We start from the raw sequence: 19,877 nt of genomic DNA, 5'->3' as shown, positions 1-19,877 counted from the left end.
TTTTCTGAAGAGTGCCTCAGGGTTGTCCTACAAAAATAATTGCAACGCGAGGGATCTACCCTGCGATTACATCGCGCCAGCCGCTGCGCATTGGCCGGCTCTGGGCATCCGCGCACCAAAATACGCCGCGCTGCCGACGCCTACGGCCCCCATGACCGTACAGAACATCACGCAAATCCATGGGCTCCACGGCATCAGGCCGATCAGCAACAACGGTGTGATACTCGCCCACGCGGCGTAGGCAATGTTGTAGGTGAAGGAAATTCCTGAAACGCGAACCCGCGCCGGGAACAGGCTGACCATCACCGACGGCACCGCGCCGACCACGCCGCAACTCAGACCGGCAATCGTGTACGCCAGACCGATCCAGTTGCCGCCAGTGTTCAGGCAGGTATAAAGCACGCCAATACCCAGCGGCAGCAACAGGCTATAAAACATGACCGTGCGCCAGGCGCCGATGCGATCGACCAGCCAACCGGCGAGCACGCAGCCGATATTGAGGAACACGATGCCCAATGCACTCAAGGCGAAGGTGTGGCTGGCAGTCATCCCGAAGGTCTTTTGCATCATGGTCGGCGTGATGACCACGAAGACCACCACCGCTGAGGTCAGCACGCAGGTGAGGATCATCGCCGGCAACATCGCCAGGCGATGTTCGCGCAAGACCGTGCGCAGCGGCAGTTCGACAGCGGCATCGCGCTGGGCCTGCATCGCCATGAACACCGGGGTTTCATTCAGCCAGCGGCGCAGCCAGACGCCAATCACGCCGAACACACCGCCCAACAGGAATGGATAACGCCAGGCGTAATCAAGGATTTCGGCCGGGGTGAACGCTTGTGCCAGAAAGGTCGCCGTCAGGGCGCCGATCAAGTAGCCAAAGGTCAATCCCGCCTGCAGGAAACCGAGCGCATAACCGCGATGCCCGGCCGGCGCGTGCTCGGCGACAAACACCCAGGCACTCGGCACTTCCCCGCCCACCGCCGCGCCTTGCAAAACGCGCAGGGCCAACAGCAGTAGCGGCGCGAAATATCCGATTTGCGCGTAGGTCGGCATGATCCCGATCAGCAGGCACGGCAGCGCCATCATCAGGATGCTCAGGCTGAAGACCTTCTTGCGACCCAGTCGGTCGGCGAAATGCGCCATCAGAATCCCGCCCAACGGCCGCGCCAGATAGCCGGTGACGAAGATGCCGAAACTTTGCAGCAGGCGCAGCCATTCGGGCATTTCTGGCGGGAAAAACAGTTGGCTAAGGGTCAGGGCGAAAAACACGAAGATGATGAAATCGTAGATTTCCAGCGCACCGCCCAGGGCCGCAAGGCCGAGGGTCTTGTAGTCCGAGCGGGTAAAAGGCGTCGGGCGCGAAGGGGTGTTGGCGGTCATGAAAAAGAACTCTGCAACCGGTAAAAAACCAAGGCGCCCATGGTCTACGCAAACGCTTCCTCGGACAAGCCGTTAGACCATAGTCCTGTTTAGGTGAAACCTGGTCACAAAACAGCAACGGTTGATTTACTGTTGGCATCTGTCTAGACGGGCCTCTATGGCCCGAAAGACCACAATAAACATAACAATTCGAGGTTTTCCCGTGGCTGCTGCTATCGAAGATACCCGCTCCGCCCGTTTTGCCCTGCGCTGCTCAAGTTTTGCCGAGCGCTGGTTCCCCGACTCTTGGGTATTTGCCGCGCTGGCGGTGATCATCGTCGCCGTGGCCACGCTGTTCATGGGCGCCAAACCGACTGATGCCGCCATGGCGTTCGGCGACGGCTTCTGGAGCCTGATTCCATTCACCATGCAGATGGCGTTCGTGGTCATTGGCGGCTATGTGGTCGCCAGTTCGCCGCCGGCGGTGAAACTGATCAACCGTCTGGCCCGTCTTCCGAAAAACGGTCGCTCGGCCGTGGCTTGGGTGGCGTTGATTTCCATGGTCGCTTCGCTATTGAACTGGGGTCTGTCGCTGGTGTTTGGCGGCTTGCTGGTGCGCGCCCTCGCCCGCCGTACCGATCTGAAAATGGATTACCGTGCCGCCGGCGCTGCCGTCTATCTGGGTCTTGGTGCGGTGTGGGCCTTGGGCCTGTCGTCCTCCGCTGCACAACTTCAAGCCAACCCGGCCAGCCTGCCGCCGTCTATCCTGGCGATCACCGGAGTCATTCCCTTCACCCAAACGATCTTTTTGTGGCAGTCCGGTGTAATGCTGCTGGCGCTGATCGTGGTCTCGCTGATCGTTGCCTACGCCACCGCACCAGGCCCCAACACGGCCCGAGACGCCAAAGCCTGTGGCGTCGACCCGAGTTTCAATCTGCCGCCACTGCAACCACGCACTCGCCCCGGCGAATGGCTGGAATACAGCCCGCTGCTGACCCTCTTGCTGGTGCTGCTGGCAGCTGGCTGGCTGTTTCACGAGTTTTCGACCAAACCGTTGCTCAGTGCCATCTCCGGGCTGAACACCTACAACTTCCTGTTCCTGATGCTCGGCGCGCTGCTGCACTGGCGCCCGCGCAGCTTCCTCGATGCCGTGGCCCGCGCGGTGCCGACCACCACCGGCGTGCTGATCCAGTTCCCGCTGTACGGCTCGATCGCCGCCTTGATGACCACGGTCAAAGGCGCTGATGCCCAGACCCTGGCACACCACATCTCGACCTTCTTCGTCAGCATCGCCTCCCACGACACCTATGCGGTGCTGATGGGCGTGTACTCGGCGATTCTCGGCTTCTTCATCCCGTCCGGCGGCGGCAAGTGGATCATCGAAGCGCCATACGTCATGCAAGTGGCCACCGACCTCAATTACCACTTGGGCTGGGCCGTGCAGATCTACAACGCAGCCGAAGCCCTGCCGAACCTGATCAACCCGTTCTACATGCTGCCGCTGCTGGGCGTGCTCGGATTGAAGGCGCGTGACCTGATCGGGTTTTCGTTTGTGCAGTTGCTGGTGCACACGCCGCTGGTGCTGTTTCTGCTATGGGCGCTGGGCACGACGCTGACGTATACGGCGCCGGTGATGCCTTGAGCCCGATCAATGCACTGAGCTATGTAAAATAATAGCTCAGTGCCACTACTTTCCTTTGCCGGCTCCACTGCTCCAGTAATATCCTTGGACGGATATTAACTGTTTCAGTTTTTTGCAAACCGCAAAGGGAGTTCACGTGATGATCGTAGGGATTGACCTGGGGACCACCAACAGCCTCGTCGCCGTTTGGCGGGGCGAGTCGAGCGAGTTGGTGCCCAATGCCCTGGGCCAGTTCCTCACACCGAGCGTGGTCGGTCTCGATGATCAGGGTCGGGTGCTGGTCGGCCAGGCAGCCCGTGAGCGGTTGCACACCCACTCGCGCCAAACCGCGTCACTGTTCAAGCGCCACATGGGCAGCGCCACCGAAGTGCGCCTCGGGGACAGGACATTCCGCCCCGAAGAGCTCTCGGCATTGGTGCTCAAGAGCCTGAAGGAAGACGTCGAACGGGCCTTCGGTGAGACGGTGCATGAAGCGGTCATTAGCGTCCCGGCCTATTTCAGCGATGCCCAGCGCAAAGCCACGCGCATTGCCGGGGAACTGGCCGGCTTGAAGGTTGAAAAACTGATCAACGAACCGACGGCGGCAGCGCTGGCGTATGGGTTGCATCAACGCGACAAGGAAACCTCGTTCCTGGTTTTCGACCTCGGTGGCGGCACCTTCGACGTGTCGATCCTGGAGCTCTTCGACGGTGTGATGGAAGTGCGCGCCAGCGCCGGCGACAACTTTCTGGGCGGTGAGGATTTCGACAGCGTGCTGCTTGAGCACTTTCTTGACCACCATCGCACCACCGACAACTTCCCGGACCGCGCCAGCGTTATCCAGCCATTACGGCGCGAAGCCGAGCGCGTGCGCAAAGCCCTGGGCCAGGAAAACAGTGTGGAGTTCAGCCTGCGGGTGGATGGCCAACAATGGTCGCAGACCATCACCCAACAGCAACTGGCCACCCTCTACACGCCGCTGCTTGAACGCTTGCGCACACCGATCGAACGCGCGTTGCGAGATGCGCGCATTCGGGTCAGCGATCTCGACGAAATCCTGCTGGTAGGCGGCACGACACGCATGCCGCTGGTGCGCAAACTCGCGGCGGGACTGTTTGGCCGCTTCCCGTCCATCAGCCTCGACCCGGACGAAGTGGTGGCCCACGGCGCAGCTATTCAAGCGGCACTGAAAGCCCGCTCCGCCGCGCTGGAAGAAGTGGTGCTGACAGACGTCTGCTCTTACACCTTGGGCATCGAGACCTCGACCCAAATTGGCCAGCAATTCGAAAGTGGCCATTACCTGCCGATCATCGAGCGCAACAGCATCGTGCCGGTGAGCCGGGTCAAAACCGTTTACACCCTGCAAGACAACCAGGAATGCGTGCGACTGAAGATCTTTCAAGGCGAGAGCCGCTTGGTCAAAGATAACGTCGCGCTGGGTGAACTGGACATCAAAGTGCCTAAACGCAAGGCCGGTGAAGTGGCGCTGGACGTGCGCTTCACCTACGACAACAACGGCCTGCTGGAAGCTCAGGTGGTCGTGCCGCTGACCGGCGACTTGCATTCGTTGGTGATCGAGAACAATCCCGGCGTACTCACCGCCGAAGAGATTCAAGAGCGCTTGCAGGGCCTGGCGTTGCTGAAGATCCATCCTCGTGATCAGCAGGTCAACACCGTGTTGACGGCACGCCTTGAGCGTCTGTATCAGGAAAGTCTGGGGCAGATGCGTGACCAGATTGGTCAGTGGGCCCGGCAATTCCAGAGCGTGCTGGAGTCCCAGGACGAACGCCGGATCCGTGAGGCGCGCAGCGAGCTGACCCTGCAATTGAGCAACCTCGACAGCGGCCTCTGGCAATAAGGAGCCGCGACATGGATTGCTGGTCTTTCCTGCAACTGCCCGAAGACGCCGATGCCCGCAGCATCAAACGCAGCTATGCAAAGCTGCTGAAAACGTTCAGGCCCGATGAAGATCCAGCCGGTTTTCAGCGCTTGCGCGAAGCGTATGAAGCGGCGCTGGGGATAGCGCATTGGCGAGCCGAAAACTCGATTGAAGAGGTTGAAGTCGCGACGACTGAAACACCCACCGAGGTATTCACGCAACCGGAGCACGTCAATCTGCCGGCGTGGGCCGAGGTGCTTGACCTGAAGCCATTGAAGTTCGAGCCGTTGAACCCGCCTCGCCTTCGGCCCCTGAACATTGAACTGCTGAACCCGCCTCGCCTTCGGCCCCTGAACATCGAACCGCTGAATCCACCTCGTATACGGCCGCTGTACCTTAAACCGCTGGATCCCCTCCTCCTTCACGACGAACCGGTCATCGCGCCGCAGGAACAAGCGGCACGAGCGCTACTGGAAGGACTCACGGCGCAGAACTTGCCCGAGCGTTGGGAGCAAGCCCGACACCAGCAATGCACTCAAGCGTTTGAGCAGTTGCTGCTGCGGCTTTGCTTCGATCATCCGGGTTTGCGCCGTTCGATTGCCAACTGGGCCGTGGAACATCTGGACTGGCTAGCCCCCTGGCAAAACGTCGCCATGACCGAGGAGCAGCAAGACGCACTCACCAGCGGTTTGTTGCAGGAATATCGACAAGCCTTGCAGGAACTGCTTGAAGCCGGCAAAGAGCGAGAGTTTCTCACGCAACTGAAAAGTTACACCGCCCAACCCTGGCTGCAGGTGTTCGATCGACGCCAGGAATGGCAGCGAATCATCCTGCAATTGTTCAACGACACCGAATGGAGCCTGCCGCTGTTCGACCGTGTCGGACAGGTGTTTGGCTGGGATGACAAAAAAGGCATTCATCCGGAACCGGCATCGATCTGGCAGGCCTTGATTGAGCGCTGCAACCAGGAAAGCTTTTACGAAAACCAGCGCGCCAAGGCACGAGATGGCCGCAACTGGACTGCCGATGCTCAGGCCGCGCATTTGCTGATGAACCCAATGCGGCCCCAACAACAGAAACAGATGATTGACGGCTTCGGCCAGGATGAATGGCAGGCCTGCCACGACCTTGCGCACACCCTCAAGTGGCGGTATCCGCAGTTGCTCTTGCGGTTGCCGCGCACCGATGTGTTTTTTTGGCGGCGTTTTTTACCACGCCCCATCGCGGCCGAAACCTGGCTGCTAGTCTGGGCGGGCTTCGCCTTGGCACTGTATTTGTTTTTTTTCCCCTCCAACCACAACTCCGTCGGCTACAGCATCGGCATACCGTTGATTGTCGCCCTCGCTCCGTTCTCGTTTTGTCGCTTCGCGCTGAGTTGGTGGGTGGTGATCACCTCCCACTTTATTGTCCAGGACCTGTGGCTGACGGAAGAACTGATTCCGCGACGCTTGAACCCGGACACGCGCTGGTTACTGATCCGCCACGGCGCACCGCAGGCCGTCATGCTGTTGCTGTTTGCGCTGCTACAGGGTTGGTTCGGGATCGTGACGTACGTCGGTTTTATGCTGATCGGTTTCGTGCACACACGGCGCATCGGCGAACTCGACCCAGAACTTCGTGCCCGTCGTCCATGGCTGACGGCGCTGCATTGGGCGTATCTCAGCCCGCTGCAAGTGGCGTTCTTGCTGGTGATGGTCGGCCTCGACCTGGCGTGCCAGATTTACTTTCCTGAATATCACCTGACTCAGCTGCGGTTCAGCTAAACGATGACCAGCCGATCTGCTTTAGTACGGTGACCCGCGACTCACGCGGGTCCACGCTGAAAAGGATCTGAGCATGTTAAAACTCACAGGACTCACCCTGGCGGCCCTCACCCTGAGTGCCGCCGTCCATGCCGATGTCGATCTGAAGCTGGGCAGCACCGAACGCGTCACCCGGCTGTTCGCCTACCCCAACAACTGCAATGTGATCTGCTTTCGCAACTGGACGCTCGAGCAGACCGTCGAGCATTACCTGACCCAAAGCGTGCAACGCGATGGTTATGGCGCGGCCAAAGTACGGGTCAAAACCGATAACCATCAGCTCTACGCCGACATCAGCGGCGTACCAAAAGGCTACGAAAAACCACTGGCCGCGCTGCTCGACGCAGGCGATCTGGCGTACACCGGCGCCAGCAAGCTCAATGCGGATGGCAAATGGGCCTACAACTGGTACTTGTTCCTGCCGCTGGGCATGGCCCTGGAAAACCGTAAAAGTGTCGAACTGCTGCACTTCCCACCGGATTACTCCCTGACACAAGCCCAGGATTACCTGCGTTCGGCGACCACTGATCGCTGGGCCACGCTGCTGACCGCCAACGGCATCCCCGCCGACCAGACGCCGGGCTATCAGACCATCATCGACATCGCGCCAATCGCCGCACCGGCCAGTGCCGGCAAGGACCTGGAGGGTGTTTACGATTACTTCAAGAACTACCAGACCACCATGGTCAATGAAGTCAGCCTGAACGCCAAAGGCGCGGCGCTGCCAATGGTCGCCTTTGGCGCGCCGGTGCGTAACTGGCTCAAGCAGCAATATGGTCCGACCGTCAACGTGCTGGGGCTGGCCACGATCAGCCCGAAAGCCGGCGTGAAGGTGCCGGTGCTGGGGTCCAACCACCCGAGCTACATCTGGTACGCCGCCAACCCGGACAGCTATACCGGCGACGATGCCCAGGCCAAGGCCGATGCTGCGGGCCTGAAGGTCATGGGCCAGGACTTGAGTGCTGCGTGCTGGCAGGCCGGCATGGGCAGCAAACCGGGCAGCGACCCTGATGTTCAACTGAAAAGCTGCACACAAACCTGGCAAGTGACCGAGACGGAAAAAACCTGCGAGTTGTTCTACACCTCGATTCGCAATCTGACACCCGAACAAGCCGTGGCCCAGTGCGCGACAACACCGATCAAGTCCCAGCTCAAACTACTGCAAGCCCCGGCGCCCGCAATGGCGATCCCGGCACCCCACCTTTAAAGCAAAAACGCTTTCCCGCGTACGTCATGGCTGACGCGGGAAAGCGCACTTTTCCCCTGTCAGTTCTGACAGTAGACCGAACGTTTCAATTGCGAGAGTCTTGAGACACACCCAAGTGTTGCAGGGGCCAGCAGGATCGTTGGCGTTGGACGTCGCAACACCCAACCGACAAGGATCGTTATGAAACCTCATTCCCTGAACGGAACGCGTGCACAACCACCGGACGGGATTTATCCCTTTGAAGAGTTACCCGTTCGTTTCGGGTTTCCCTCCTTCAAAGACTTCAGGATTATCCACGTCAATGAGTCAGCGACGGCCGTTGCGGCCTTGCGCGCATTCCCGCGAATCAGCCGGGTTTGCCGTGTCTCCGGGCATCTGCTGCCTTATCGCCAGCGCCATACCCGGCAGCTGTCGTCCGGCATTCACCTCTACGACCCACGCTTCTGCGGGCTCTTGCGCCACTCGTGCGAGCCGAACATCTTTCTCGACATGAGTGAACTGTGGATCTGGGCGCTGAAGGACATCGCCCCCGGCGATATCCTGACGATGGATTACGCCAGCACCGAAGACAAACTGTTGCGACAGTTTGCCTGCCGCTGCGGGTCGGCCGAGTGCCGCGAATGGATCACCGGCTACGACGAGCCACCGAATGCCGACGGTGAGTTGTTCTATCAGCATTTGCACCGACGGAGCCTCAGTTGACCCGAGGCTCGATCAGTCTTACAACGTTTCGACCGGGCGCAGGCGGTATTGCGGCGGCAATTGTTCAAACCCGCTGATGGTCGCGTTCAGGCTTTTCCAGCGACCGTCCTTGATGCCGTAGATGCAACCGTGGATCGACAGACTCTGCCCGCGATGCCAGGCGTTCTGCACAATGCTGGTATGCCCGACGTTGGCCACTTGCTGAATCACGTTGAGTTCGCAGAGACGGTCGACCCGCTCCTCCTCAGTCGCCAACTTGGCGAGCTCTTCGCGCTTTTCATAGTAAAGATCGCGAATCGAGCGCAGCCAGCCATCGATCAGGCCCAGCTGACGATCCTGCATCGAGGCGCGCACGCCACCGCAGCCGTAGTGACCGGTGACCAGGATGTGTTTGACCTTGAGGACATCGACCGCGTACTGAATCACTGACAGGCAGTTGAGGTCGGTGTGCAGTACCACGTTGGCCACATTGCGGTGGACGAACAGATCACCCGGCAACATGCCGACGATCTCGTTGGCCGGCACCCGTGCATCGGAACAGCCGATCCAGAGGAACTCCGGTGTCTGTTGGCGGGCCAGCTTGGCGAAGAAGTCAGGATCTTCTTTTTTGATCGCGTCAGCCCAACGCTCGTTGTTATCAATCAGATCTTGTAAGTCGTTCATACAAAGAAGCCTCGAGAATGGTGCGCAGCTTTGACAGACAACCGCCCGTCGGGGTCACGCGCGCAATGCGGATAGCCGCTGACATTTAAAACTGGCGTTCCATGCCGACGGAATTCTCGGCAGCCCGGTGGGTCCACCCTAGTAAGCCCACAGTATGAGCAATTGCCATGAATGATTCACGACGTCCGTTCGATGCGGTGCAGCCCGAGCCGATCGACGACAACGAAGACCGCATGGGTTCGATGCACGAACTGGATTTTGACGACGAAGAGCCCAGCGCCAAAATCGGTGACGAACTGCCCCAAACCGAACGCGAACGGCTGATGTCCGCCGAGCGTGTGCGTACAGTCGGCATAACCGGTGCCTCGATCGATGACCACGAGCCTACCGATGACGACATGAGTCCCGAAACACTGATCCATGAGGATGGTGCGCGGGACGCGCATGAGGCGGGCGACGGTGATCAGGCGGATTGGGATTTGAGTATTGTCGATGAAGATGACATCGGCGGTGGGAACGGGTTGGACGAGGAGCAGATGGCGCAGCGCGATCCGATGGACGGTAAACGCTGATCTGCGGTGAGGGGGCTTGCTCCCTCGCCGCAATAGCTGTGACTCAGTCGACCAGCGTACAGGCCATGACCACCGCATCTTCGCGCCCACCCACCGCCGGGTAGTAATCCCGGCGCCGGCCAATCTCGTTGAACCCGTACCGTTCATACAGGCGAAACGCCGACCGATTGCTGTCGCGAACTTCCAGGAAGCACTCCCGCGCCTCGGCCTTGTAGGCAATCGACATCAGGTGTTCAAGCAGCGTCAAACCCAGGCCGCGGCCTTGGTTTTCCGGCTTGACGGTGATGTTGAGCAGGTGCGCCTCATCAAGAATGATCTGCACCACGCCATGACCCACCTGCTGCTGCCCTTCGAACATCAGCCAGATCTGGTACTTGCCCAGGCCATCGAGGAATATCCCGCGTGTCCAGGGATGGCTATACGCCGCGTATTCGACTTTCAGTACAGCGTCCAGGTCCGCCTCGGTCATCGGGCGGAACGATACAGCGTCACTCATTTGATTCTTTCCAGCGCGCCATCAGCCGACGCATGGCTTGCCAGACATCAGCCTTACGCTGTGGCTCTTCCATTAATAATTCCAGACCCGGCAGGACCCAGACCGAGCCCAGGCCTTCGACCTGGAGTTCACGGTTGAACGATTCGGCGTTCGCCTCACCGGCAAAACGCACCGCAGGCAGGCCGATCAGCCACACGCAGACGCATGGCGCGTCTTCGATGCGCGCCGAAAGAAAGCCTTGCACGAAGTCGCGAGCCGCTTCCGGGCCCTGATCCATGGTGCCGCGAGCCAGCAGCGGCCAGCGTACCGGCTCGCCGACGATCTGCGGGCTGTCCGGCAAACCGGCAGCGCGCAGCATGTCCTTGAGTAGCAGATAAGCGGGATCGCGGGTCTGGAACGTTTCGCCTGTGGGTAACTCCACCAGCAGCAGGCAACGACCGGCGCGCAGCAATTGCAGGGCGAAGCGCGGTGGCGGCACTTGCACCGCCTTGGCGACGACCGGAGCAGCCTCTTCTTCGACCTTGGCGTTGGTGCGCGTACTGGCCAACGATGGACGCGGCACCTCGATTTTCACCCGTTCGGCCGGTTTGACCAGCGGCTCCACAGGCGTTTCAGGCACTGGAGCCAGCACTTCCGGGGCGACGACCAACGGCTCAGGCATCTCGAGCAGTTCGGGGCGCGAGGGCGCGGCAAAGGGCAATTCGGTGCGCGGTAGCCAGTTGACCACCTGCATGGCGGTCAAATAAGCGCGACGACGAGACTCGATAAGCAAAGGTCGGCCACTTGTGGATAACTAAAAGTGCGCTGATTCTACCGCCGTTCGCTCAAGATCGCCCGCGCTTGATCGATAGAAACCCGACAGTCTGTCCCGAGAGTGAATCGACACGCCCGCGATGCAGTACAATCGCGGCTTTTAATCGCCAACCAGCCGGCCATTCCGATGATCGAACCCAAGCGCGTCTTGCGCGCCCTCGCTGAACACTGGGCACTTCTGGAGCCACTGTGCGAGCACTTCGACCAAGGCACTCTGAGCCTCAACGAATTGCGTTCACAGTTGGCCGCCCAGCAACTCGACAGTACGCCGCAGGACATCACCAGCCTGCTGGACGTGTGGATCCGCCTCGATATTCTGGTTCCGGTGGCGAAAAGCCCGAACCGCTTCGAGCTCAATGCGCAGATCCACGACTTCCTCGCTTACCTGCGCCGTGAGCACCGTCTGGGCCTGTGCCTGGAAATCGAAGCCTACTTGCGTCACCTCGAACGCCTGGCCGGTTACATTCAGGACGCTTTCGACATTCGTGACGGCAACGATCTGGCGCGCCAGTTGCGCTTGCTCGATATGCGCGTACGCGACGTATTGAAGAAGCTCGACAACGACGAACAGGCGCTGGTGGCCGTGGCCGAAAGGGCCAAGACCAGCGACCGGCAGATTCCGTTGCGTCAGCGCTACGCCGAAGTCCTGGCGACCTGGGACGAATACGTCGAGCCGATGATCGACCTGGTGAACGCCGACGGCGCCTTCGAACAAGGTGTGCGCAAGGTCGAAACCGTCCTGCTCAAGATGCTCAGCGAGCAGCAGCGCCTTGGCCACCTGGTCGATGACGACATGCTGCTGCGTACCCACGCACGCATCCTCGAAATGCAGACCAGCGCCCAATTGACCCTGCGCCATGCCCGCGAGTTGCTGCTGCCGCTGCGTGAAGAAGCCCGCCGCCACAACGCCGTGACCCGTGGCGCCGCGCTGGCGCTGTCGATGATCCGTCGCAAGGGCATCGACGCCGTGCCGCAAGCGGCGATGCCGATGTTCACCCGTCCGCAAAGCACCTTCCTTGGCAGCGCCAGTCAGGTTGAAGCCTACGTGTATGCGCTGGCCCGGTTCGAACCAAAACCGGCGCGTTTCCCCAAGGCCCACAAGACCCAGAAAGGCGAAGCCCCGCGCGCGCCACGTACCGTTCGCGAAATGCTCGAACGCTGCGAAGACGCCCTGCCGATGCCGGACTTGATGACCTGGCTGCTGGAGCAGGAACCGGACGGCGCGACCGACGAATTGCTTTATTGGTTCTCGCGCCTGTCGCGGGAAAAACGCTTCAAACGCGAGCGTCTGGAACGCCGCGAATACCACACTCATGAGCACCAGGTCAGCCTGCGCTCCTTCGCCCTGCTCTCGGCCAGCGACACCGCCGAGGATTCTGCGAGCACTCCCTATGCATCTTGATCTATCCGAACTGTCTCAGCTGGCGCCGATCTTTCGCGAGCTGTTCAAGGGCTACCACGTCAGCCGCCGCGACCCGGAGCTGTACGCGCAACTGTCGAATTTCCAGGACCAGTACCGCACGCTGTTCAAGGCATTGGGCTTTGAACTGGTATGCGACACCCGTGGTTTCTACTACTTCGTGCCGGACCTGGCCGCCGCGGCGGTGAACAAGACCGCGCAACGTCTGGCGCTGTTCACCTTCATCCTCGTCGAGCATCTGGCCGATCAGGGCCGTGACCCGGTCGCCGTGCTCGACGGCGGTAGCCTCGGTCGCGATGAACTGCCGTCGCTGCTGGAGAAGTACCGCGACCTGTTCATCCAGGCCGAGGTGCAGACTCAGGAAGAACTCGAAGAAAAAATCATGCGCCGCATGACTCAACTCGGTTTCGCCAGTGAAGAAAACGGCATCTACCGTTTCCTGCCGCCGATGCACCGCTTCCTTGATGTCTGCCTGTCGGTGCAGCAGGACCGTGACCTGGCGGCCAGCCTGCACAGCGTGTTGCCACTGCCGGTGCCGGTGCTGATCGATGACGACAGTGACGAAAAACTGTTGGAAACCGATGACCCGTTGGACCTCAGCGAATTCGAGGGTGAAAGCGAAGAAGACGCCATGGCCCGCGCCATTGCCGAAGAACAGGAGCTCGACGCATGAGCAAGGAACGCTACGGCATTCGCCGCTTTGCCCTTTTGAACACCGCCGGATACAGCCTCGGCCTGTTTCCGCTGGAGGAACCGCTGTCGGTTTACGGCGCGAACAACCTCGGTAAATCCGCCTCGATCAACGCCTTGCAGTTCCCGATTCTGGCGCGCATGTCGGACATGAGTTTCGGCAAGTACAGCCTGGAGCAATCCCGGCGTTTCTACTTCGCCTCGGACACCAGTTACATTCTCGTTGAAGTCTCCCTGCCCCACGGCCCGCACGTGATCGGCGTGGTCGGCCGCGGCCCGGGCGGTGGTTTCGGTCACCAATTCTTTGCCTACGCTGGCAAACTCGATCTGGCCCATTACCAGAAGAACGACACCTGCCTGCGCCAGAAAGAATTGTTCACCAACCTTGAACGCGAAGGCCTCAAAGCCTACGAGTTGAAGCCGGATGAGCTGCGTCGTTTGCTGGTCGGCGGTCACACGTCGATTCCACTCGACCTGACCTTGATCCCGCTGCGCTCCACCAGTGAACAGAGCCTGAAAACCTTCCGTGCGCTGTTCATCAACTTGCTGCACATGCGCGAAATTACGGCGGCGAAACTCAAGCAGCTGTTCCTCGATGCGTTCGAGCACAGCCTGCGTTCCGGCAGCGTCGATTACATCGCCGCGTGTGAAGAGGCGTTCCGCGATGTACGGCGCATGGAGCAGGATTACAACTCGCTGGTCACCGCCGGCCCGCTGGTTGAAGCCCTGGCCGCGGGCGTTGCCCAGCGCAATATTCTGCGTGGCAAGCTGCACCGTATCTCACCGCTGCTCGATTCCCTGCTCGGCACTTGGTTGGACTACGCCAGTGCACGCAAGGAAGAGCTGACGATTCAGGCCGAGCATTACCGCAATGAACAAGACGCGCTGCAAAACGATCAGCGTGGCGGCACGCAAGAGCTGATGCGTCTGGAGCGGGAAATCACCGGGATCCAGCGCTGGCTCGGCGAGTTGTCGGTGCTCAAGCATCGCTTCGCCCTGGTCGATGACGTCAAAGTGCTGGAACAGCAACTGCTGGCGGCCAAGGACGCTCACGATGAACTGGCCGGTGCGCTGGCGCAGTCCCGTCAGTTCAGCGCCGAAGACCTCGAAGAGCGTCTGCGCGATCTGGAAAAACGCCTGAAGTCGGTCAAGCAGCAACTCGATCACGCCGACAACAACAGCTACGCCCGACTGCGCGAAGAGTTCTCGCAACAGGATGTCGAGCGCCTGATGCGCCTGTTCAACAGCGCGCTGTTCAGCCTGCCGCTGGGCGAGCATGGGATTACGCTGGACGAGGACGGTCAGTGGGTCAAATCCATGGAGCTGATCCTCGACGGCTTCAAAGGCGAGCGCTTCGAAGTGCCGGGCCTGTCCATCGACATCTCGAACATCGAGCCGCCGGCGCTGCAAGCCCTGGCTGACCGTGCAGCGTTGCGCGATCAGAAAGAGCGTCTGGACAAAGAACTCAAGCAACTCAAGACCCAACAAGCCGTCGCCGCCGACCGCGCCGCGAGCAAGACCCAGACGGAAGCGCTGTACCAGCAAGTGCTGGATGCGCAGAAAGCCCTGGAAGACTTCCGTCGCGCGCAAACCTTGAGCGCCGAAGAAGGCGACAAGCTTGAGCAATTGGCGCAGATGGAAGCCGCGCAGGATGAATTGAAACGCTCCAGCGACGCCTTCACCGAGCGTGTCCAGCAACTGTCGGCCAAGCTGCAACTGGTCGGCCGTCAGATCGGCGACATGGAAGCCAAGCAACGCACCCTCGACGACGCCCTGCGTCGCCGTCAGTTGCTGCCGGCAGACTTGCCGTTCGGCACCCCGTTCATGGACCCGATCGACGACTCCATGGACAACCTGCTGCCGCTGCTCAATGACTATCAGGACAGCTGGCAGGGTTTGCTGCGCAGCGACGGTCAGATCGAAGCGTTGTACGCACAAGTCCGCCTCAAGGGCGTGGCCAAGTTCGACAGCGAAGACGACATGGAGCGTCGTCTGCAATTGCTGATCAACGCCTACGCGCATCGCACCGACGAAGCCCTGACGCTGGGCAAGGCGCGCCGTGCGGCGGTCACCGACATCGCCCGGACCCTGCGCAACATCCGTAGCGACTACGACAGCCTCGAGCACCAACTGGCGTTGTTCAACCGCGAGATCAACAAGCGTCAGGTGTCCAACCTGCAAAGCTTCCGCATCGTGCTCGCGCCGAACAAGGAAGCGCTCAAGCACATCGACCAGATTATCCACAGCGCCGGCCAGTACGAAGAAGGCGAAACCCTCTCCGTCTTCGACCTGAGCCAAAGCGCCGAACAGGACAACAAGAACGAAGAGGCCAAGGAATACCTGGCACGGCTGGTGGCGGCCAACCACAACCAGCTCGGTCTCAAGGACTTGTTCGAACTCGCGTTCGAGATCACCAAGGTCAACGGCCAGCCGGTAATTCACACCGACATCGACGGCGCCGCCTCCAACGGCACCACGATGACCATCAAGGCGCTGACCAACATGTATTTGTTGCTGCACTTGATGGACCGCGACCAGGCCGGTCGCGTGCGTCTGCCGTACTACCTCGACGAGGCAGCGGACATCGACGAGAAAAACCAGGCAGCCTTGCTGGAAACCAGCCTGCAACTGGGCTTCGTGCCAATCCTGGCAAGCGTGAAGCCACAAGTGTGCGCCAGTGTCGCGATTGACCTGGAAGGTGGCAGCGGGCCGAACGGGATCTACATCGACGAGGCGGACTGGAAGTACATCCGTCGTCATGATGAAGTGAAGGCCAGCGTCGTTGTGCAAGCGGATGAGCCGGAGCTGGATGCGGTCTGAGTTAATCCGTTAGATACGGAAAAGGCCGCGATCCAATGGATCGCGGCCTTTTTTATGCCTGTTGCCTGAGCTTATTTGCCGAGGGAGATTTTCGGTGCCCAGGTCAGCCATTCGTCTTCGAACTTGTCGAACAGCGGGAACGTCTGTCCAGGCCGCACCGCGCTGCCCATCCGGTCGCCGTCTGGCGTGGCAAAGGCGATGCCGCCCTGGATCATCGTTTCCAGGGATTCAGTACGCACCGTCGCGCCTTTGAACAAACCGAAGTCGAAACCAAATCCGCTGCTGTTCCAGAATCGCGTACCACTGCGCACCAGCGGCGCGTATTTCGGCTCAATCTGGATGTGCACCAACACGCGGTCTGCGGTCTGCCCAAGTTCGTAGCCCGTCACTTTGCCCACGGTGATTTCGCGGTACGTTACCGGCACGCCGGTTTTCAGCGAACCACGCCGAGCGGCGCTCAAGACCAGACTCAAGCCAGTCTCTGACTTGGCGGCTTCCGGCGGGTTGGCCAATGCGACGAAATTCTTCTGCGGGCCGAGGTTCTTCGGTGCGGGCTGTACTTCGATGTATTGACCAGTCACCAGGGTTTCGAGATTGGAGGTCTTGATCAGCCCTAACTCAGGTTTAACCACCCAGAACTGGGTGCCTACCCGAGCGATGCGTTCCGGCACTTCGGTGATCCGCGCGGTGAGCAACACCGATTGCAGGTCATCGCTGAGGTCAACGTCTTCAATCTTGCCGACATCCAGCCCTTTGAATCGCACAGGCGTACCGTCACGCAAACCGTCGGCGCGCTCGACCTTGATGGTGACCAGTGTGCCTTTCTGATTGGCTTCTTCATGGTTGGCGAACAAACGAAAACGCGGAATTTTCTTTTGCAGCGGCGCCTTGGCTTGCGGGGTTTCGAAGGCAATGCCGCCGGCCATCAGGCTTTGCAGCGACTCACTTTTAACCTGGATTCCGCCCGTCAATCCGCCCGAGAGTGTGATGCCGCTGGCATTCCAGAATCGCGTCGAGGCGTTGACCAGCCCTTCGTATTCCTTCTCGATGTGAACGCCAATCACCAATTGCTTCTTGGTTTTGGAGAATTGATAACTCTGAACGGAACCGACCTTGACCTGCTTGTAGAGAATCGGACTGCCGACCTCCAGTGAGCCCAGGCTCTCGGTAAACAACACCAGGTGCAGGCCCGGCGAACGCAAATCCAGCGGCGGCGCCTTGGGCCGCGCCACGTATTCACGTTGCGGCGCAGAGCCTTTGTCGCCAGGGCGCACGGCAATGTAGTTACCTTTGACCAGCGCTTCCAGACCGGTGATACCCGCCAGGGAAATCGATGGCTTGACCACCCAGAATTGAGTGCCGGTCACCAGATAATCTTCAGCCAACGGATCAAGGGTCAATTCGGCGGTGGCGCCGGACAGGTCCGGATCGATCTTCAGCGCTTTCAGGTTGCCGACCTGGATGCCTTTGTACATCACCGGCGTACGGCCAGCCTGCAATCCTTCGAAGTCGGTGAGTTTGACCTTGACCCGAATACCGGCGGCAGCGGCGTCAAAGTCTTCATAAAGACGGAACGGCAGGCTCGGATCGGTGGGCGGGCTGTCCTTACGGTTCTCCGGCGTGGCGAACGCGATACCACCGGCGACAATGCTGGCAAGCGACTCACTGCGAATCTTCACACCGGACAGGTTCGCGTCGATGCTAACGCCACTGGCGTTCCAGAAGCGCGTGTGTTTGCGCACCAGATTGGCGTAGGTGGGTTCGATGAAAACTTTGAGCTCGACCGTGCTCTGATCCTGCGAGAGCACGTAGCTTTTGATCTGGCCGACCTTGATCTGCTTGTAGAACACCGGGCTGCCACGGTTGAGCGAACCAAGTCGATCAGCCTTGATGGTCAGGTGCAAACCCGGCTTCGCGTCTGACAAGGGAGGCTCTTCAGCCAGCGCCTTGAATTTGCGAACAGGCTCGCCTTCACCCGGGCTGATCGCTACATAGTTACCAGAGACCAGCGTTTCCAGACCGGTGATCCCGGCCAGGGTCACGCTCGGTTTGACCAGCCAGAAGCGCGTGCTGGTCCTGAGGTATTGCTCGACATCCTTATTCATCTCGACGGTTGCGATCACCCCCTTGGAAGCGCCTTCGTCATCGAGCTTGAGGGCTTTGACCTTGCCGACCGACATCCCTTTGTAGACCACTTCAGTCTTGTTGGCCTGGATGCCTTCACCGCTTTCGAACCGCACCTGAATTTCGATTCCGGTCTCGTTGTAGGCACGCCACCCGAGCCAGCCACCGATGATCAACGCAATGAGGGGCAGAATCCAGATAGCCGACCAGTTCGAGGCCGGTCGGGTTTTTGCTGTAGGCAAATCAGTCATGGTCGTCGTCCGACTCCGTGTTATCCCAAATCAGTCGGGGATCGAAAGATACTGCGGCAAGCATCGTCAAAATCACCACGCTGGCGAAGGCGATGGCGCCAAGATTGGCTTCGATACTGGCAAGCCGTCCGAAATTAACGACCGCCACCAGGATGGCGATCACAAAGATATCCAGCATCGACCAGCGGCCGATGAACTCGATAAAGCGGTACATCCAGATTCGTTGGCGAGCCGAGAGTGGCTGGCGGCGCTGTATCGAAAACAGCAGCAAGCCGATGCCCACCAATTTGAACGTCGGCACTAGAATACTGGCAATGAACACCACTGCCGCGATGGGAAACATGCCGTAATGAACCAGATCAATCACGCCGGACATGATGGTGCTCGGGGCGCCCTTACCGAGTGAATTGATGGTCATGATCGGCAGCAGGTTGGCCGGAATGTAAAGAATCGCCGCGGTAATCAGCAGCGCCCAGGTGCGCACCAGGCTGTTCGGGCGACGGGCATGAACCAGCGCACCACAACGGGTGCAAACTTGCTCGTCGGTGTCAGCTTCCTGCTTGTTCAACTCATGGCATTCCGCACAAATCAGAATGCCTGCATCAATCGCCCGCATGGGCATCCTCTCCTGATAACGCCTGCCAGACCTGATGAGGCGACATCACCACCTCCAACCAGACCTGAATCAACAACAAACTGATAAAGCACACCAGGCCAAGACCTACGGTAATGGCCGCCATATCTGCCAGCTTTACGATCGCGACCAGTACGCCCATGAGGTAAACCTCGAGCATTCCCCAGTCCCGTAAATGGTGATAAATGCGATAGAGCAGCAAGCCGTAGCTGCGTCCGATATCAAAGCGAATGCTCAACAGCACGATTAATTGACAGAGCAGTTTGAGCAACGGAATGCCCATGCTGCACAGGAACACAATCACAGAAACGCTTTGCATACCCGTATCAAACAAGCCGACAACGCCGCTCCAGACAGTGTCCTGCGTCGATTGCCCGAGTAGATTGAGCTCCATGATGGGTAAAAAGTTCGCCGGCACATACAACAATAAAGCGGCGATGACCAAGGCGAGGCTGCGCTGCACGACGTTATGCCTATGTGCGTAGAGTTCATAACCACAACGCGGGCACAGCGCTTTCTCATCGTGAGCGAGTTCGGGTTTGCGCATCAGCAAATCGCACTCATGACACGCGACCAAATCGTTCAGCGGTAATTCTGACAGCCTGGTGGCGTCAACCGGATCTGACATAAAGACTCTGATTCCGAAAAAGTTGGTCCTATTCTAGAGGCATGAGTCGAAAATAACTGCGCCATTTTGTGCGTTAAGCAGGTGAGTACTTTTTCGAAGGCAAAACAAAACCCCAACTGCTTTCGCAATTGGGGTTTCGGAATTTAATCTTGACGATGACCTACTCTCACATGGGGAAACCCCACACTACCATCGG

16 protein-coding genes are annotated in these 19,877 nt (G+C 59.5%); 9 read left to right on the top strand and 7 right to left on the bottom strand.

The annotated features are described in order from the left end of the window. Positions 1-66 precede the first annotated feature (66 nt). Positions 67-1,380, bottom strand: a complete 1,314-nt coding sequence (locus tag C7534_RS28340; protein ID WP_109787805.1) for an MFS transporter — start codon at positions 1,378-1,380, stop codon at positions 67-69. Between the two features lie 202 nt (positions 1,381-1,582). Here C7534_RS28340 and C7534_RS28335 point away from each other — a divergent pair, with 202 nt between their 5' ends. From C7534_RS28335 to C7534_RS28315, 5 genes are all read left to right on the top strand, one after another. Next, positions 1,583-3,001 (top strand): short-chain fatty acid transporter, encoded by a 1,419-nt coding sequence (locus C7534_RS28335; protein ID WP_046030114.1) that lies wholly within the window; start codon positions 1,583-1,585, stop codon positions 2,999-3,001. A gap of 139 nt (positions 3,002-3,140) precedes the next feature. Then, a complete protein-coding gene (locus C7534_RS28330) occupies positions 3,141-4,838 on the top strand; it encodes a molecular chaperone HscC (protein WP_109787804.1) in 1,698 nt (565 codons plus the stop codon). A gap of 11 nt (positions 4,839-4,849) precedes the next feature. Next, positions 4,850-6,622: a J domain-containing protein gene (locus tag C7534_RS28325; protein WP_109787803.1), complete on the top strand. Its 1,773-nt coding sequence runs from the start codon at positions 4,850-4,852 to the stop codon at positions 6,620-6,622. A 73-nt stretch (positions 6,623-6,695) separates the two neighbouring features. Next, positions 6,696-7,868, top strand: coding sequence for a hypothetical protein (locus C7534_RS28320; RefSeq protein ID WP_109787802.1), 1,173 nt, complete (start codon positions 6,696-6,698; stop codon positions 7,866-7,868). 180 nt (positions 7,869-8,048) lie between these two features. Further along, positions 8,049-8,570 carry an SET domain-containing protein-lysine N-methyltransferase gene (locus C7534_RS28315; protein ID WP_046030110.1) on the top strand — a complete coding sequence of 174 codons (522 nt, stop codon included), beginning with the start codon at positions 8,049-8,051 and terminating at the stop codon, positions 8,568-8,570. An 18-nt stretch (positions 8,571-8,588) separates the two neighbouring features. Here the strand turns inward: C7534_RS28315 and can are convergent, their stop codons facing one another. After that, complete coding sequence (gene can / locus C7534_RS28310) at positions 8,589-9,233, bottom strand: carbonate dehydratase (RefSeq protein WP_046030109.1); 645 nt, start codon at positions 9,231-9,233, stop codon at positions 8,589-8,591. A gap of 167 nt (positions 9,234-9,400) precedes the next feature. On the opposite strand from can, the gene C7534_RS28305 reads away from it, so the two are divergent. Then, complete coding sequence (locus C7534_RS28305) at positions 9,401-9,805, top strand: serine kinase/phosphatase (RefSeq protein ID WP_109787801.1); 405 nt, start codon at positions 9,401-9,403, stop codon at positions 9,803-9,805. 43 nt (positions 9,806-9,848) lie between these two features. Here C7534_RS28305 and rimI read toward each other — a convergent pair whose 3' ends face one another. Both rimI and C7534_RS28295 read right to left on the bottom strand, forming a co-directional pair. Next, a complete protein-coding gene (gene rimI / locus C7534_RS28300) occupies positions 9,849-10,301 on the bottom strand; it encodes a ribosomal protein S18-alanine N-acetyltransferase (RefSeq protein WP_109787800.1) in 453 nt (150 codons plus the stop codon). Beyond that, positions 10,294-11,034: an energy transducer TonB gene (locus C7534_RS28295; protein ID WP_109787799.1), complete on the bottom strand. Its 741-nt coding sequence runs from the start codon at positions 11,032-11,034 to the stop codon at positions 10,294-10,296. Before C7534_RS28295 ends, rimI begins: the two co-directional genes overlap by 8 nt. 207 nt (positions 11,035-11,241) lie before the next feature. Between C7534_RS28295 and mksB the strand changes: the two genes are divergently transcribed. The 3 genes from mksB to mksF are packed head-to-tail and all read left to right on the top strand — an operon-like array spanning position 11,242 to position 16,044. Continuing rightward, positions 11,242-12,516 carry an Mks condensin complex protein MksB gene (gene mksB / locus C7534_RS28290; protein ID WP_046030232.1) on the top strand — a complete coding sequence of 425 codons (1,275 nt, stop codon included), beginning with the start codon at positions 11,242-11,244 and terminating at the stop codon, positions 12,514-12,516. Continuing rightward, a complete protein-coding gene (gene mksE, locus C7534_RS28285; RefSeq protein ID WP_046030094.1) occupies positions 12,506-13,207 on the top strand; it encodes an Mks condensin complex protein MksE in 702 nt (233 codons plus the stop codon). Before mksB ends, mksE begins: the two co-directional genes overlap by 11 nt. Next, positions 13,204-16,044, top strand: coding sequence for an Mks condensin complex protein MksF (gene mksF, locus C7534_RS28280; RefSeq protein ID WP_109787798.1), 2,841 nt, complete (start codon positions 13,204-13,206; stop codon positions 16,042-16,044). Before mksE ends, mksF begins: the two co-directional genes overlap by 4 nt. A gap of 71 nt (positions 16,045-16,115) precedes the next feature. On the opposite strand, the gene C7534_RS28275 is transcribed toward mksF, so the two are convergent. From C7534_RS28275 to C7534_RS28265, 3 genes are read right to left on the bottom strand one after another with little or no spacing between them, the layout of a single operon-like run. After that, positions 16,116-18,419 carry a PqiB family protein gene (locus tag C7534_RS28275; RefSeq protein ID WP_046030091.1) on the bottom strand — a complete coding sequence of 768 codons (2,304 nt, stop codon included), beginning with the start codon at positions 18,417-18,419 and terminating at the stop codon, positions 16,116-16,118. After that, the gene (locus C7534_RS28270; protein WP_046030089.1) at positions 18,412-19,035 is read right to left on the bottom strand and encodes a paraquat-inducible protein A; all 624 of its coding nucleotides are present in this window, start codon (positions 19,033-19,035) and stop codon (positions 18,412-18,414) included. Before C7534_RS28270 ends, C7534_RS28275 begins: the two co-directional genes overlap by 8 nt. Further along, positions 19,022-19,681 carry a paraquat-inducible protein A gene (locus tag C7534_RS28265; RefSeq protein WP_046030087.1) on the bottom strand — a complete coding sequence of 220 codons (660 nt, stop codon included), beginning with the start codon at positions 19,679-19,681 and terminating at the stop codon, positions 19,022-19,024. The genes C7534_RS28270 and C7534_RS28265 overlap by 14 nt, the downstream gene beginning before the upstream one ends. Positions 19,682-19,877: the final 196 nt, after the last annotated feature.

Origin of the sequence: Pseudomonas sp. OV226 (assembly GCF_003148705.1) — a bacterium.
Classification (GTDB): domain Bacteria; phylum Pseudomonadota; class Gammaproteobacteria; order Pseudomonadales; family Pseudomonadaceae; genus Aquipseudomonas.
This window is presented reverse-complemented; position numbering and strand designations above follow the sequence as displayed.